Source organism: Bradyrhizobium sp. F1.4.3, from assembly GCF_040548375.1.
Taxonomy (GTDB): Bacteria; Pseudomonadota; Alphaproteobacteria; order Rhizobiales; family Xanthobacteraceae; genus Bradyrhizobium.
This window is the reverse complement of record NZ_JBEPRN010000001.1, coordinates 98471-114415: the sequence shown is the minus strand read 5'-3', so window position 1 is coordinate 114415 and position 15945 is coordinate 98471. Positions and strand designations below refer to the sequence as shown.

15 protein-coding genes and 1 tRNA gene are annotated in these 15945 nt (G+C 64.3%); 5 read left to right on the top strand and 11 right to left on the bottom strand.

The features are described from left to right. The first annotated feature begins 4 nt into the window (after positions 1 to 4). Genes ABIB73_RS00680 through ABIB73_RS00665 form a run of 4 tightly spaced genes read left to right on the top strand, consistent with a single transcriptional unit; the run spans position 5 to position 3165 of the window. Positions 5 to 181, top strand: coding sequence for a hypothetical protein (locus ABIB73_RS00680; protein WP_354220433.1), 177 nt, complete (start codon positions 5 to 7; stop codon positions 179 to 181). Further along, entirely contained in the window at positions 178 to 741 is a 564-nt protein-coding gene (locus ABIB73_RS00675; protein WP_354220431.1) for a cupredoxin domain-containing protein, read from the top strand. Before ABIB73_RS00680 ends, ABIB73_RS00675 begins: the two co-directional genes overlap by 4 nt. Next, complete coding sequence (locus ABIB73_RS00670; RefSeq protein WP_354220429.1) at positions 728 to 2350, top strand: b(o/a)3-type cytochrome-c oxidase subunit 1; 1623 nt, start codon at positions 728 to 730, stop codon at positions 2348 to 2350. Before ABIB73_RS00675 ends, ABIB73_RS00670 begins: the two co-directional genes overlap by 14 nt. Continuing rightward, the gene (locus ABIB73_RS00665; RefSeq protein WP_354220427.1) at positions 2350 to 3165 is read left to right on the top strand and encodes a c-type cytochrome; all 816 of its coding nucleotides are present in this window, start codon (positions 2350 to 2352) and stop codon (positions 3163 to 3165) included. Before ABIB73_RS00670 ends, ABIB73_RS00665 begins: the two co-directional genes overlap by 1 nt. Positions 3166 to 3194: 29 nt before the next feature. Here the strand turns inward: ABIB73_RS00665 and ABIB73_RS00660 are convergent, their stop codons facing one another. Together ABIB73_RS00660 and lipA are read right to left on the bottom strand one after the other, a co-directional pair. Continuing rightward, positions 3195 to 3677: a type II toxin-antitoxin system RatA family toxin gene (locus ABIB73_RS00660; RefSeq protein WP_354220425.1), complete on the bottom strand. Its 483-nt coding sequence runs from the start codon at positions 3675 to 3677 to the stop codon at positions 3195 to 3197. A 6-nt stretch (positions 3678 to 3683) separates the two neighbouring features. Then, complete coding sequence (gene lipA, locus ABIB73_RS00655; protein ID WP_354220423.1) at positions 3684 to 4640, bottom strand: lipoyl synthase; 957 nt, start codon at positions 4638 to 4640, stop codon at positions 3684 to 3686. 130 nt (positions 4641 to 4770) lie between these two features. Here lipA and ABIB73_RS00650 point away from each other — a divergent pair, with 130 nt between their 5' ends. Next, the gene (locus tag ABIB73_RS00650; protein ID WP_354220421.1) at positions 4771 to 5373 is read left to right on the top strand and encodes a DNA-3-methyladenine glycosylase; all 603 of its coding nucleotides are present in this window, start codon (positions 4771 to 4773) and stop codon (positions 5371 to 5373) included. A gap of 2 nt (positions 5374 to 5375) precedes the next feature. Here the strand turns inward: ABIB73_RS00650 and ABIB73_RS00645 are convergent, their stop codons facing one another. The 9 genes from ABIB73_RS00645 to ABIB73_RS00605 form a co-directional block, all read right to left on the bottom strand. Then, complete coding sequence (locus tag ABIB73_RS00645; RefSeq protein ID WP_354220419.1) at positions 5376 to 8243, bottom strand: valine--tRNA ligase; 2868 nt, start codon at positions 8241 to 8243, stop codon at positions 5376 to 5378. 143 nt (positions 8244 to 8386) lie between these two features. Beyond that, on the bottom strand, positions 8387 to 9160 hold the full coding sequence (locus ABIB73_RS00640) for a PopZ family protein (protein ID WP_354220417.1): 774 nt from the start codon (positions 9158 to 9160) through the stop codon (positions 8387 to 8389). Positions 9161 to 9459: 299 nt separating this feature from the next. Next, positions 9460 to 10863 (bottom strand): TolC family outer membrane protein, encoded by a 1404-nt coding sequence (locus tag ABIB73_RS00635; protein ID WP_354220415.1) that lies wholly within the window; start codon positions 10861 to 10863, stop codon positions 9460 to 9462. A 205-nt stretch (positions 10864 to 11068) separates the two neighbouring features. Further along, a complete protein-coding gene (locus ABIB73_RS00630) occupies positions 11069 to 11731 on the bottom strand; it encodes a protein-L-isoaspartate O-methyltransferase family protein (RefSeq protein ID WP_354220414.1) in 663 nt (220 codons plus the stop codon). Between the two features lie 138 nt (positions 11732 to 11869). Continuing rightward, positions 11870 to 12040: a hypothetical protein gene (locus ABIB73_RS00625; protein ID WP_354220413.1), complete on the bottom strand. Its 171-nt coding sequence runs from the start codon at positions 12038 to 12040 to the stop codon at positions 11870 to 11872. Between the two features lie 176 nt (positions 12041 to 12216). After that, positions 12217 to 12291: transfer RNA gene (locus tag ABIB73_RS00620), tRNA-Asn, on the bottom strand. 133 nt (positions 12292 to 12424) lie between these two features. Further along, entirely contained in the window at positions 12425 to 12556 is a 132-nt protein-coding gene (locus ABIB73_RS00615) for a hypothetical protein (protein WP_354220412.1), read from the bottom strand. 637 nt (positions 12557 to 13193) lie between these two features. Then, a complete protein-coding gene (locus tag ABIB73_RS00610; RefSeq protein ID WP_354220410.1) occupies positions 13194 to 13589 on the bottom strand; it encodes a RidA family protein in 396 nt (131 codons plus the stop codon). A gap of 15 nt (positions 13590 to 13604) precedes the next feature. Next, entirely contained in the window at positions 13605 to 15938 is a 2334-nt protein-coding gene (locus ABIB73_RS00605; protein ID WP_354222503.1) for an acetamidase/formamidase family protein, read from the bottom strand. Positions 15939 to 15945: the final 7 nt, after the last annotated feature.

Below are 15945 nucleotides of genomic sequence, written 5' to 3'. Positions count from 1 at the left end.
CGCCATGATCAATTCCGATCCGCCGACCAGCCCAGCCGCCGCCGACCAGGCCGTCGAGGAGGTCGTCGCGCAGGGACCGTCAGGCGCGATTGCACTCGCCGGCATCGCCACCGCCTGCGTGGTCGCGATGTGGTTCGCGTTCTATCTGTTCGTCTTCCTGCCGCGCGGGTCGCTGCAATGAGCGCAGAGGAAACTCATCGCGGCGCCGAGGTCGCGGCCCGCGTTGAACGTCGCTGGGCCACCATTGCGGTCATCATCATCGTGATGATGGCGCTGTTGGCAGCCTTCGCCGGCATTCATCGCGCGACCATGCCGCAGGCGCGCGTCGAGACCACCGATCCGTCACGGCTGCATCTCTCGGGCGAATTCGTCGAAAGCAATCTCGGCAGCATGCTGGAGGCCAATGGCAATGTCACCGTGCGCGCGATCGGCCAGCAATATTCCTTCACCCCGGCCTGCATCGTGGTGCCCGTCGATACGCCGATCACGCTGCGTGCCACCAGCGCTGACGTCGTGCACGGCATCCTGATCCAGGGCACCAACGTCAACACCATGCTGGTACCGGGCTACATCTCCGAGCAGCTCATGCGCTTTACGAGGACCGGCGACTATCTGATGCCCTGCCAGGAGTTTTGTTCGTTCGGCCATGAGGGCATGTGGGGCAAGGTCCGGGTGATCGACAAGGCTGACTTCGCCAATCGTGCGAAGGGCGGCGGGAGGCTGAGCTGTGTTGGTCAATAGGAAGCTCATCCTCGCTCATTTCTGCCTGGCCTTTGCGGTGTTCGGCGTCGCGCTGACGCTCGGCGCCTGGCAGATGTTCATCCGCAGCCCGATCGGCACCTGGCTCTCCAATCCCGAGCTCTACTACCGCTCGCTCACCGCGCACGGCACGGTGATGGGCTACGTGTTCCCGACCCTGGTCGCGATGGGCTTTGGCTATGCCATCAGCGAGTCCGCGCTGGAGCAGCGCCTGGTCGGCGCGCGCTGGGCTTGGGCCGGCTTCTGGCTGATCGTCATCGGCAGCGTCATGGCGGTGATCCCGATCGCGCTGGGCCGCGCATCTGTGCTCTACACGTTTTATCCGCCGCTGATCGGCAGCCCGTTCTATTACATCGGCGTCGTGCTGGTCGTGGTCGGTTCCTGGGTCTGGGTCGCGTTGATGTCGATCAACCTGCGCGTCTGGCGGAAGGCCCATCCGGGCGCGCCGGTGCCGCTGGCGATGTTCGCCAATGTCGCCGGCTCCTATCTGTGGGCGTGGACCGCGGTCGGCGCGGCGCTCGAGCTGTTATTGCAGATCATCCCGGTTTCGGTCGGACTGAAGGCAACGATCGATGCCGGTCTCGCCCGCGTCTTCTTCTCCTGGACGCTGCATGCCATCGTCTATTTCTGGCTGATGCCGACCTACATCGCCTATTACACCATCGTGCCGCGCGCGATCGGCGGCCGCGTCTATTCCGACACCATGGCGCGGATCTCCTTCATCCTGTTCCTGGTGGTGGCGATGCCGATCGGCATGCACCACACCTTCGCCGATCCGCAGGTCGGCGCCGGCTTCAAGTTCATTCATTCGGCTTTCACCGCGCTGGTCGCGCTGCCGACGCTGCTGACGGTGTTCACGATCTGCGCCTCGGTCGAGATTGCGGCGCGCCTGCGCGGCGGCCGGGGCATGTTCGGCTGGATCAGGGCCCTGCCCTGGGACAATCCGATGATGCTGGCGCTCGCCTTCTCGTTCGTCATGCTCGGCTTCGGCGGCGCTGGCGGGCTGATCAACATGAGCTATCAGCTCGACGCGTCCATTCACAACACCCAATGGATCACTGGCCATTTCCACCTGATCTTCGGCGGCGCCATCGTGATCATGTATTTCGCCATCGCCTATGACCTCTGGCCGCACCTGACCGGCCGCGAGCTGGTCGATCTCCGGCTGATCCGCACCCAGCTCTGGCTGTGGTTCGTCGGCATGGTCATCACCACCTTCCCCTGGCACTGGGTCGGCATCCTGGGCATGCCGCGTCGCATGGCCTATTTCGACTTCGGCGATCCGGCGATTGCACCGCAGGCTCTGTCGGTCACCTTCTCTGCGATTGGCGGCTTCATCCTGCTGACATCAGGCATCCTGTTCCTGGTCATTCTGGCGCGCGGCATGCGTGCGCCTCAGACCGAGGCCGGCGCCTATCGCTTTGCGCTGGCCGTGCACCAGTCGGCGACCGTGCCGATCGCACTCAACACGCATGCGCTGTGGGTGGCGCTGATGATCGTGCTCACCATCACCAATTACGGCTACCCGATCCTGACGCTGGCGCTGACCGAGGGCACGTCGGTGCCGGCCGTCTATGTGGGAGCGCAGTGATGAGCGCGCGCGACCTCTTCACCTTCCGTAACAGGCATTTCACGACGGGCGTCGGCATCACCGTCGCCATGCTCATCGTGACAACGATTGCCGGCTTCATCGTGCTGCCCTTTGCGCAGCCCTGGATTCAGTTCGCAAATGTCTGGGATGCGATCTGTAGCGCCGCCGGCGTGCCGCAGCGCTCGGCGAGCGTCGCGGCACCGGCGCAGGACAACCGTCTGTCGGAGGTCGTGCTGACCTCGCACACGCTGTCACGCCCAAGCCAGGAGGCGATCGGTCGCGGCGCCACGCTGGCGCAGCGCTGCGCGATCTGCCACGGCCCGACCGGTATCAGCCGCGCGGACTCGCCCAACCTCGCCGGCCAGTATGCGGCGGTGATCTACAAGGAGCTGCACGACTTCCACTCCGGCGCGCGCACCAATGCCGTGATGTCGCCGTTTGCGGTGAACCTGACCGACCAGGAGATCGCTGATCTCTCGAACTATTACGCCTATCTGCCGCGGCTTCCGGCCTATCACCCGACGCCCCAGCTGCCGAAACCGAACATCGTCATCTACGGCGCGCCGATGCGGGGTATCGCGCCCTGCGGCGCCTGCCATGGCAGCCTCGACAACAAGACCGGCAGCCCGTGGCTCGAGGGCCAGTCGGAGGCCTATATGAAGGCGCAGCTCCAAGCGTTTGCGGCCGGCGATCGCCGCAACGACATCAGCCAGCAGATGCGCAACATTGCGCGCGCCATGACGCCGCAGGAGATCGAGGCGGCCGCCGCTTATTACGCCTCGCAGCCGCCGGATATCGTGAAGGCGGTGGATTGAGGTGAGCAGCTCGTGCCCGGCTATGACAACTACGACGACGCCAACTTCGGCCGACCGTAGATCGCGTCCGCCCGCTTCTCGAACGCGGTGGAGAAGCGTGCGAACGCGGCGTCGAACATCGAGCCCATCAGCAGCGCCAGCATGCGGCTCCTGAACTCATAGGTGAGGAAGAAGCCAACATCGCAAACGCCCTCACCCCCCTCGTTACCCCTGGGTTCGAACGTCCAGCGATTTTCGAGGTTGCTGAAAGGACCTTGCAGATATTCGACCAGGATCTTCAGATTGGCACGGTCGAGCGTCACGCGGCTGGTGAAGGATTCCTTGACCAGCTTGAACGACACCGTCATGTCGGCGACCAGCACCTCGATGCCATCGGGCTTGGCAAGCCGTTGGCGCACCTTCAGCGCACTGCACAGCGGCACGAATTCCGGATAGCGCTCGACGTCGGCGACCAGATCAAACATCTCGGATGCGCTGTGATTGACACGGCGCTTGCTCGAAAATTTGGGCATAGCGGTTCAGCGGGCTGTCGCGGCCCGCGCAGCCTTCAGTCTCGCGAAGTCCTCGCCGGCGTGATGCGACGAACGGGTAAGCGGGCTCGCCGACACCATCAGGAATCCCTTCGTGTAGGCGACCTTTTCGTAGGACGAGAACTCGTCCGGCGGCACGTAGCGCATCACGGCGTGATGCTTGCGGGTCGGCTGGAGGTATTGGCCGATGGTGAGGAAGTCGACGTCCGCCGAGCGCAGATCATCCATCACCTGCTGCACCTCGTGCCGCTCCTCGCCGAGGCCGACCATGATGCCGGACTTGGTGAAAATGGCCGGGTCAAGCTCCTTGACCCGCTGCAACAGCCGGATCGAGTGGAAGTAGCGCGCCCCGGGCCGCACCGTCAGGTAACGCGACGGCACGGTCTCGAGATTGTGGTTGAAGACGTCGGGCTTGGCCGCGACGACGACCTCGAGCGCCCCCTCCTTGCGCAGGAAGTCGGGCGTCAGGATCTCGATCGTGGTCGAGGGACAAGCGGCGCGGATGGCGCGGATGGTCTGGGCGAAATGCTCGGCCCCGCCATCGGCAAGATCGTCGCGGTCCACCGAGGTGATGACGACGTGCGCCAGCCCCAGCTTGGCGACGGCCTCGGCGACATTCTGCGGCTCAGCCGCGTCCAGCGCGTTCGGCATGCCGGTCTTGACGTTGCAGAAGGCGCAGGCCCGGGTGCAGGTGTCACCCATGATCATGAAGGTCGCGTGCTTCTTGTCCCAGCACTCGCCGATATTCGGGCAGCCCGCCTCCTCGCACACCGTGTGCAGGCCGTTGGCCCGCACAATGTTGCGGGTGTCGGCATAGCCGCGGCTGTTGGGCGCGCGCACGCGAATCCAGTCCGGCTTCGGCGGCGAAGCGGAATCAGGACGGTTCACCTTTTCGGGGTGGCGCGGGCGCAACGGGTTCGAGATGGTATCGACAATAACGACCATGGGGTGTCCGGTCTGTTCAGGTCCTACCTAGTCGGTCTCGCTTGCCATCGCAACCCGGCTCGCGCCGCTTCAGGGAACATGGCAGATATGGGCAATATCCTGCTCCATTCTCAAGCGATTCTCACCTCGAATGGCTCCAGTATCGAAGACCTCTACCCCGCGGCTCGGCAAACCGCTGAAGCGTGCCTTTTTCGGCCGCAGTGTCCGCGAGGTCGCACGCGACCTGATCGGTGCCACCATGCTGGTCGACGGCGTCGGCGGCATCATCGTCGAGGTCGAGGCCTATCATCATACCGAGCCGGCGGCGCACTCCTACAACGGCCAGACGCCGCGGAACCAGGTGATGTTCGGCCCGCCCGGCTTCGTCTATGTCTACCGCTCCTACGGCATCCACTGGTGCATCAACTTCGTCTGCGAGGAAGAAGGCTCGGCCGCCGCCGTGCTGATCCGTGCACTGGAGCCGACACATGGGATCGCCGCGATGCGCCGCCGCCGCCATACCGTCGACGTGCATGCACTATGCTCGGGCCCCGGCAAACTGACGGAAGCCCTCGGCATCACTATCGCCCACAACGCCTTGCCGCTGGACCGGCCACCGATCGCGCTGCATGCGCGAACGGCGGACGTGGAGGTGGCAGCGGGCATTCGTATCGGGATCACCAAGGCGGTCGAATTGCCCTGGCGCTATGGCGTCAAGGGCTCGAAATTCCTGAGCAAGCCATTCCCGAAATAGACCTAGGACGCCTGCTTGAGCCGCTCCAGCGCCTCGAGCAGTTTGGCCTTGCGCGCGAGCGCTGCCTCGCGCTTTTCGCGCTCTTCCTCGACGACCTCTTCCGCCGCGTTGGCGACGAATTTCTCGTTCGCCAGCTTGGACTCGGCGCGCTTGATGTCGGCGTCCGCCTTTGCGATCTCCTTGTCGAGGCGTGCGCGCTCGGCGGCAACGTCGATGACGCCCTTCAGCGGCAGCGCGGCCACCTCGCCGCGCACGAGGAGCTGAACCGCGCCGTCGGGCGCGCGGTCGACGAAGGAGATATCGGACAGCCGTGCCATCCGCTTGATGACCTCGGTCCAGCGCGGCGCGCGCTCCCTCGTCCCGGCCGAAGCGCCCGCGAGCACCAGCGCGGTCAGCGTCGCCGGCGGGATGTTCATCTCGGCGCGCACCGAGCGGATCTGCGTAACGAGGTCGATCACCCAGCCGATCTCGGCTTCCGCCTTCGGATCCGTGAAGTCCGCGTGGTCGAAGATCGGCATGACCAATACCGGCGAGATGAGCGGATCGGTCGGTCCAGCGGCCACCGCGAGCTGCTCCGGCGTCGGCGCGGCCGGCTTCAGCGGCCACGGCGCCAGTGCGAGCAGGCCATCGCGCTTGGCTGTCACCTCCCACAGCTCTTCGGTGATGAAGGGCATGAAGGGATGCAGCAGCTTCAAAATCTCGTCGCGGGCCCAGGCGACCATGGCGCGGGTCTCCGCCCTCAGCGGGCCGTCGACGCCGAGCAGCGCAGGCTTTGCGAGTTCGACATACCAGTCGCAATAGACGTTCAAGACGAACCGGTACATTGCAGTCGCAGCTTCGTTGAAGGTATGCGCCTCAAGTGCCTCTGTAACCTCGCGAGTGGCCTGTGCAGTCTCGTGTGCGATCCAGCGATTCAGCGGCTCCTTCGCCTTCGCCGGCTCAAAACCTTCTGGCAGGACGCAATCGTTCATCTCCGCGAAGCGACAGGCGTTCCAGAGCTTGGTCGCAAAATTGCGATTGATTTCGACGAGTTGCGACGAAAGCTTGATGTCATGCGTGTGGGCCGCCTCGCGTGCCAACGCAAAGCGGAGAGCGTCAGCACCGTATTCGTCGATGAGGCTGAGCGGATCGATGACGTTGCCTTTCGACTTCGACATCTTGGCGCCCTTCTCGTCGCGAACGAGACGGTGAATATAGACGGTCGAGAACGGCGCCTCCTTCATGAAATGAAGGCCCATCATCATCATTCGCGCGACCCAGAAGAAGATAATGTCCCAGCCTGTGACCAGCACATTGGTCGGGTAGTAGCGCTTCACCTCAGGCGTGTCGTCGGGCCAGCCAAGCGTCGAGAACGGCCACAGCGCCGAGGAAAACCAGGTGTCGAGCACGTCTTCGTCACGGGTGATGAAGCCTTCGCGCTTGTTGCGGTCGAGCGCCATCTCGCGGCCCTGTTCGACCGTGATGACTTCCTGCTCGACATAGTAGCCGAGCGCGTGGCTGACGGCCTTCTCCTCAGTCTCGGCGACGAAGACCTTGCCGTCCGGGCCGTACCAGGCCGGGATCTGGTGGCCCCACCAGAGCTGGCGCGAGATGCACCAGGGCTGGATGTTCTCCATCCACTCGAAGTAGGTCTTTTCCCAGTTCTTCGGCACGAACGTCGTTTCGCCCGAGCGCACCGCCGCGATCGCCGGCTTGGCCAGCGTCTTGGCGTCGACATACCACTGGTCGGTCAGATAGGGCTCGATCACAGTGCCGGAGCGATCGCCATGTGGCACCATGTTGGTGTGCGGCTCGATCCGCTCGATAAAGCCGAACGATTCCAGCCGTTCGACAATACGCTTGCGGGCGGCGAAGCGGTCGACCTTGTGGAACTCCTCAGCGAACTGCGAGGCGCCTTCCGGCAGGTCGCGCAGATAATCCTCGTTATCGAGGAGATCGAGGCACCCTTCCTTGTCGAGCACGCTGATGCGGCGCAGGCCGTGGCGATTGCCGACCTCGAAATCGTTGAAATCGTGCGCCGGCGTCACCTTGACCGCGCCGGAGCCCTTTTCAGGATCGGAATACTCGTCCGCGACGATTGCAACCTTGCGGCCGACCAGCGGCAGGATGATGTGCTTGCCGACGAGCTTCTGATAGCGCTCGTCATCGGGATGCACGGCCACGCCGGTATCGCCGAGCATGGTCTCGGGACGCGTCGTGGCAACGACGATGAAGCTCGCGGGATCGTCGGGGCTGAAAATCTTGCCCTCGACCGGATAGCGCAGATACCAAAGGCTGCCCTTGACCTCGGTCTGCTGCACTTCGAGATCGGAGATCGCGGTCAGCAGCTTGGTGTCCCAGTTCACCAGCCGCTTGTCCTTGTAGATCAGGCCGTCGCGGTGCAATTCGACGAACACCTTGACGACGGCCTTCGACAGGCCCTCGTCCATGGTGAAGCGCTCGCGCGACCAGTCGCAGGAGGCGCCGAGCCGCTTGAGCTGGTTGATGATGGTGTCGCCGCTCTCGGCCTTCCACTGCCAGACCCGCTCCAGAAACTTCTCGCGGCCCATCTCGCGGCGGCTGGGCTGCTGGCGCTCCATCAGCTGGCGCTCGACCACCATCTGGGTGGCGATGCCGGCATGGTCGGTACCGGGCTGCCACAGCACGTCGCGGCCGCGCATCCGTTCGAACCGGCACAGGATGTCCTGGAGCGTGTTGTTGAGGGCGTGGCCCATATGCAGCGAGCCCGTCACGTTCGGTGGCGGGATCACGATGGTAAAGGGCACTGCGTCGCGGCGGTCGGGGCGGCCGGCCTTGAAGGCAAGGCTGTCCTCCCACACGACGGACATGCGGGCTTCGATATCGGCGGGCTGGTAATTTTTCTCGATCATGGGGCTGCTAGAAAGCCGCGCGCGGGGGCCAAGTCAAACGAAAAGGTCAATGGAAAGCTCTGCGGCAATAGAGCTTTCCGGCCCGGCTGGCAGGCTGAACAGAACACAGAAGCAGGGCCTTATCGGGGCCGTGCGGCCCAGCTCTACCTGCCGCCGCGGGAGACCCGCTCGATTTCGGCCTTCACGATGCGTTCAACGAGTCCCGGCAGGTTGTCGTCCAGCCAGGACTTCAGCATCGGGCGCAGCATCTCCTTGACCAGATCCTCCAGCGTCCGTGCATTGCTGCTGAGCACCGTATGCGCCAGCGAGTTGAAGGCGGACTCGACGGCGGAGACCGTCGATTGCGCCAAAATCGGCTGCTGCGGCGGCACGGGGGGGGCCTCGAAGTCCACCGGCGCGTATGACGGTGACGGCGAGGGACGGGGCGGCGGCGCTTCGGCGAATTCGAGGTCGTCGCGCGGCTCGACCCTGCGGAAGCTTGGCGGCGGCGGAGCCGGTGTCGGCGCCGAATCAACCGCCATCTCGTCGGTTAATTCGAGCACGTCCGGTTCTGGTTCTAGCTCAGGCTCAGGTTCCGGGGTTCGCACCTCGGGGGCAGGCGTGGCCTCGTCGAACCCGGCCAGCAGCGCATCGATATCGTCCTGATTGTTCGGTCCGGCGTCTGGCGCGGGTGGCGGCGGCGCCGCGGGCTTTGCAGCCGGCGGTGGTGGCGCGGGCTTTTCGGCAGCAGGCTTTGCGGGGGAAACCTTGGACGGCGGAATGTCGTTCATCGCCTGCGGCTTTGGCGCAGGTGCAGCGGGCGCTGGCTTCGCGGCCTCGGCAGGAGGCGGCTTGGCCTCATCGTCGGCAATGATGCGCCGGATCGAGGCCAGAATCTCCTCCATGGAGGGTTCTGTGACCTTTGCAGGCTGCGTCATCTCCGACTCCACATCATCAACGCCCTCGCATGCGTTATTTTACACCAAGCAGGACAGGATTGGCCGGTTCCGGATCGGCGGCCCGACATTTTCGTCGTGACAGCCAGACTTGTCCCCAGATCACGGCTCAACGTGCGGCGGTGCGCCCCTGCCCCCGGCACCCAAGCTTTACGCATACGACGTCGCGCGCGGGCGAATCGGCCCGCAGCATCCTTGAAAGGCTATGTCAGGGATTTTGACGATTGCAAGCAAACCGCAGGTTGGCCCCGCTTGTTCGCGAGGCCAACCCGATTGCGCTATCAGCGTCCGTCAGGCGTACGCACGCCAGCCCAGCTGTCGCGGACCTGCTGGTAGTGCACGCTCGGATCGTAAACGGTGGTCGCCAGGCCGAGCACCTGCGGTGCGAGACGGCCGACGGCACTGAGCACGGAGTAGGACGCAACCACGCGATCGTGCTGCGCGGTCACGAGCGCAACGCGCGCGTTGACCAGCGCCTGCTGGGCATTGAGCACGTCGAGGGTGGTGCGCTGTCCGGCCTTGGCCTCTTCGCGTACGCCGTTCAGCGCGATCTCCGAGGCCGTGACCTGCGCCTGCGCCGAGGACACCTGCGCCTTGCCGGCGACCAGCTGGCCCCAGGCCTGCACAACGTTGGCGCGGGTCTGGTCGCGGGTCGTTTCGAGGTTGAGGCGCTGCTGCGCCAGGTTTTCCTTGGACTGACGAATCAGCGCGTATTCGGCGCCGCCCTGATAGATGGGAGCGGAGACAGACGCGACCGCCGAGGCACCGAACGAGCGGAAGATCGTCATGGTCTGCTCATAGGACTGCGTCGCCGCGACCTGGAAATTGATCGTCGGCAGCAACGCGCCTTCGTTGATCTTGACCTGGAGATAGTTGACGTCGATTCCGTACATCGACGCCGTGACGTTGGGGTTCTCGACCAGGCTGAGACTGACCGACGAGGCCAGCGTCCCCGGCAGGAAGCGGTCGACCGGCGAGCCCGGCGCGAGGTTCGTCGGCTCATTGCCAATGATACGGCGGAAGGTGGAACGGGTCGTGGTCAGGTTCGATTCTGCCTGAAGCTCCTGCGTATTACCGGCGGCCAGTTGCGCTTCGGACTGTGCGACGTCGGTGCGCGTGACCTCGCCGACATTGAAGCGGTCGCGTGTCTGCTTCAGTGTTTGCTCGAGGACGCGGACGTTGCTCTTTTGGACTTCCAGCGTCGCCGAATCACGCAAATAATCCATGTAGACAGTTGCGGCTTGAAGCAGAACGCTCTGCTCGAGCACGCGCAACGCTTCGCGGGAGCCCGACACCTGGCTCTCCGCGGCGCGCGTCCTGTTGGCGGTCTGGTTGCCGTTGTACAGGTTCTGCGACACCGTTACGCCGGCGCTGCGCGGCGCGTTGATACCGTGATTTATGGTACGAAAGACGTCATTGTTGCCTTGCGAGTTGATTTGCGTATCGGTGTATTGAACACCGACGCTGGCCGTCACCGCGACCTTGGGGCGATAGCCCGACAAGGCTTGCGGCACGTTCTCGTCCGTCGAGCGCACCTGGGCACGCTGCGCGTTGAGCTGCGGATTGTTCTGATAGGCGCGCACCAGCGCAGCCTCGATCGTATCCGCCAAGGCAGGCGCCGGCCCGGCGACCGCCATCAGGAGGACCGAAACCGCAGCTCCGGTGAAGAGCTTCACCCCATGCATCCCAAAAATTCCGTTCATTCTCACGTCAGGCTCGTGCCCACGAGCCTGGTTACCGTATCCGAGTGGAGTCGTTGCCCCGTAGCAACATAGGACGCGGTCAAGCGCGACGGAACTACCTGAGGGTGGTTCTCGGCGGAAACTCTTCACGTGCAGCATCCCGGCCACACTAATGATTCAGAACGGGATTTTAACGGGATTTAGACCGTCAGAAGACGAAGGCGGCGGCCCGTTCCAGCCCGGGAAGCACCGGGGCTGCGGCATCGAACAGCGGCCGATAGCCGAATTCGCCGTGGGAGCGGGTCACGATCATGGCCCGCGACGGGCTGGATTCGGCAGAGACCCCCACCAGACGGCCCCCCTCCTTAAGCTGGCCGAACAGGCCCTCCGGCGTCACCTCGGTGGCGCCGTTGAGGACGATCACGTCGTAGGGAGCGGCCGCCGAATCCCCGTCGCCGCAGGCGGCGACCTTGCAGGTCACATTGGTGAGCCCGATCGCGGCGAAGGCATCCTTGGCCTTCGCGGCCAGAGCTGAATCGCATTCCGTCGCAGTGACTTGGCGGGCAAGCTTCGCGATCAGCGCCGCGAGGTATCCTGAGGCGCAGCCGACGACCAGCACGTTGTCGCCCTCGCCGATCTCGGCGGCCTGGAGCAGCTTGCCGGTCAGCGCCGGCTTGATCAGGAACCGCTTGGCGGCGCCCTCGCTCACGTCGAGATCGAGGTCGAGATAGGCAAGAGCCTGCCTGGTCGCCGGCACGAAGACTTCGCGGGGAACCGTGAGCATGGCATCGAGAATGCGGCGATCGGTGACGTCAGTGGTGCGCACCTGGCCATCGACCATTTTTTGGCGCGCGGTCGAGAAACCGGACATTTGCGAACCCTGCAATGCGGACGACGCCGCGGACGAAAGTTGCGGCATCTTTGGAGCAGGCTCCACGAAAACGCAACACGTCCATTGGCCCGGGCGGAGCCGGGCTTTGCGCAACTCGCGGCATCGGGGGGGCGATGGCTATTCGATCGCGACCGCAAGGCGGCCGATCAATGCGGCGACTTCGTCCAGCCGCGCCGAATCGGGTGTCTCGACTGCACGCGCAAGCCGCGCGAGGCATTCATCGTCGCTGAGTTCGGGAATGTCGGCCGGCAGAATCGAGGGGGAACGGTCGACCTGGGTGGCTCGCATGGGAATCAGCTCCGTAAAGGCCCGGTCCCTGCAAGCTTGATTTGAATTGAGTCGATTTGGCGTCCCCACGGCGGCAGCGGCCGCGCGATCGTACACATCCACTTGAGAGACTGCTGCAGCAAGATCGCGCGACAGTTCAGACTCAGTGCGCAAGTCATTGAAAATACGGTGAAAACTGGCTCCCCGGGCTGGATTCGAACCAGCGACCATCCGATTAACAGTCGGATGCTCTACCGCTGAGCTACCGAGGAAAAGGGCGAACCACTCGTTCGCGCGCGGCTGCGTATAACAAAGCCGCTTGCGCTTGCAAAGGACGAATTCGTCATCTTCCGCAACGCATCGAGGAAGGGCCTGTGCGGCCTCCTCCGGCCATCGAAAGCGAGATTACTCGGCGATGAAGGACGTGGTCTTGGTGCCGGGGTCATAGCGTAGCCGGAGCGCGTTGAACTTGCAGATCTTGCGCGGACCCGGTGGCTCGCAATGACGGAGCAAGAGGCATTCGCTGTTCTGCCCCAACTCGCATCTCAACTCGCAGACACGGCTTCGCATCCTCGCGGCTTACCTCGCCCGAGCTTTGCTTCATCTCGACACCCTCTTCTGTCAGAGGGCGCAGGGAAGACCGGGTGCCGGCTGGCACCCGCGGTCCACTGTGCGAAAGTTGCGCTACAAAATTGGCACAGCGGCATACAGGTGATGCCGGAAGCAACCCGGCCTTCCCTGCGCAGTGGTTTGACGGCTTATGCCGAGCTCTCCCCGGGGAGCGATGCACTATTGCCCCCGTTGCCTTGCAGATAACTGATGTGCGCACCCGGTCGGGCCTCACACATCACCGCAAGACTTGGCGCACAGACTCCGGGCGCCAGGACGACACGGTTTTGCCGTACGCGGACCGCACCGGTCGTGTGCGCGACACCCCTCGCTCACGGTTGCCCGCCCTGCGAAGCCCTTCGCGCCGACGCGGCCCGGCGTCCACCACAGCTCACCCCGCGTGTCGTGACGATCGCGATACGCCCCTCTGACCGGGATGAGGTGGTGACGATCTACGGTAAATCAGAAGTTCTGTAAAGACGAATATTTTCGAACGCGCGGATTGACCCACCGATTGGGTGTTTTGCCCGTCGGACAACACAAGAATTCGTAGCCTCCCTCCGGGCTACGCATCGCGGCATGGCCGCCGACACACCAGGTCGATCTCGATCAGCGCGTCATAAGCGAGCCCGGTAACGCCGACGCAGGTGCGGGCCGGCAGCCGGCCGGGCGCGAAAAACGTACGGTAGGTCTCGTTCATTGCTGCGTAGTCGTCCTTGAAGCGCGTGAGATAAATGCGTGCCATCACGACGTGCTCGAGGCCGAGATCGAGGCCGGCGAGAACCACTTTCAGGTTCTCCATCACCGCCCGGGTCTGCGCGACGATACCGTCCGGCAGCACGCCCGGCGTCTCGGGCGTATCCGGCATCTGGCCGGTGACGAAAACAAAACCGTCGGTCTCGACCGCGTGGCTGAAGGGCGCGACCGGCTTCGGTCCGCCGCTGATCATATGAAATTTCACTTGGCGGGTCCTTGCTTAGGGCGCGTTCAGGAACAGACGCTTGCTGATGATGGCGTGTACGCCCCAATTGCCGTCGACCACCTGCGTCACGCCGAAATCGACGGCGGCCGACATCAGGGCAATTGCCTCGTCTTCGCTGAAACCCTTCACGTTCATCAGGAAACGCCGCATTTTTCGGAACGCGTCCCTCATGGCGAGGTCGAGCGAGGATTTTGCGTAGACCTCGCTCTGGCCCTGCGCACCAAACTCGGCAAGATAATTGGGATGGCTGAAGCCGGTCAGCACCCAATCGGTCGCGGTCTCGATCAGGGGATAGGACAGATCGGCGAAGGGTTGGCCTGCGAGATCGGCCTTCTTGTGCAGGATCACCTCGAACGTTCCGGTCATCGAGCATTCGATCGCGGTGCCACTCAATTCGCCGTCGCCCTGCGCCGCATGGGGATCGCCGACCGAGAGCAATGCGCCAGGAACGGAGACCGGAAGATAGACGGTCGAGCCCTTCCCAAGTCGCCAATTGTCGAGGTTGCCGCCGAAATAGGACGGCGGCACGGAGTCGATGAAATCGACCTCGCGCGGTGCCACCGCGATCACGCCGAAATGCGGACGCAGGGGAATGCGGATGCCGTCTAGCACGGCATGGCGGCGCCTCACCGTGCCGGGCAAGACGGGAATTCCGGGATAGTCGTAAGTTGGGTGCACGACGCCGGACGGATCGGTCTGCGGCTCCCAGCGGTAGGAATAGAGCGCGCGAGCGTGCGGCGCGACGGTGTCGTCGAAGATCTCGTAGATCGTCACGACCTCGCGCGGCTTCGGTCCCGAGAGGAACTCGTCGTAATGATAACCCCACCAGGCCGCGACCGAGGAACCGAACACGCGGCCTGAATGTTTCGGATGACGGCTCGCGCGCGGCACGATGTCGAGGATGCGCACCTCCAGCACGTCGCCGGGCTGGGCATCTTTCACCGCAACCGGTCCGGTGCAAATGTGCACGCCAAACCCCTCGCCGGCGCCACGGCCGAATACGCTGGCGTCCATCGGTCCCGCGCCGCGGCGGTCCACGTTCTTCCTGGCCTTGGTCCAGCCAAACACGCTTTCGGCGGCGGCATCGCCCGCGATCATCAGCTCGGGATCATCGGAGGCGTGCTGGGTCAGCGTCTCGATGGTGATGGTATCGCCCGAGGTGATCTCGAGCTGCGGCGCCAGCGAGCGGCTGAAATAGCCCCAATGGACGCGGCTCGCCTCGATCGGGAGATGATAGTGCTTGCGGCCGGCCGCTCTCGGCTCGCCGGCGCCAGCGCGGAAGACATTGCTGCGCGCTTCCGCGCCCGGCTGATGCACGCGAAGCTGCGCCAGTGCATCCTGCGGCCAGCCGCGCTGACCGGTGATCCCGTGCTGCGTCGTTGCCCGTTCCGCCTCCTGCTGGCGAAACTCGCGTGGCGGCAGGCCGAAGCGATGGCGGAAGGCACGGCTGAAATGCGCGGAATCGCCAAAGCCATAGGCGTAGGCGATCTCCGAGATCGAGTGATGCGCCTCCGTGGGGTTGGACAGATCGGCCCAGGCGCGCTGAAGCCGGCGCTCGCGAACGTAATGGGTAAAATTGTCGCCGACCGTCTCGAACAGCTTTTGTAAATAGCGCTCGGAAATTCCCTCGGCCTGCGCGACCCGCGCCGGCACCAGCTCGGGATCGTCGAGGCGGCGTTCGATGGTCTGGCAGATCCGGTGCAGAAGCGCAGCCTGTGTCGCGCTCGATCCGGTGTCGGACGTCGAAGCTGCCAATTGATGCGCGAGCGTCAAGAGGAGATCGACGAGAGAGTGTGCGACCGAATTCCATTCCGCATCGCTCAACGCGTCGAGCGTGCGCGCGGTCGCATCCAGCAAGCGCGCGAACACATCTGCAAAGCCGCTGGGTGGAACGACGCGGGGCTCGCCGAGCCGCGGCCTGCCCGAGAGCCGCCCGTGCAGCGCGTCCGACGTCACCGACAGCACGAGGGCGCGCAAGTCGCGCTGGAACACGATGCTCCAGTCCCCGCTGCGCGGCAGCAGCACGAGATGGCCGACCGGAACAATGCGGTGGCCGCCCGCACTTTTCAGCACCATGCCGTCCTCGACCGGCATCAGCGCGATCGGAAGGTCTTCGTTCGATTGCGAGAGTGGGCCAATGGTCTGCGCGCCCGCCGCCATGCGGGTGAGTGCAACGCCCGCGGCGTGGCGATGCGACGCAGTGGCGTGTCCGTCGAAGAAGGTGTGGCCGGTCGCCGGTTGCAGGCCGATCGCAGCCAGCACGTCCCGCCAGGCTTCGGGGCGGTCGTCTTGCGCGTAGGACTCGCTCGTGAAGGGACGGAAGCTCATCGGATCG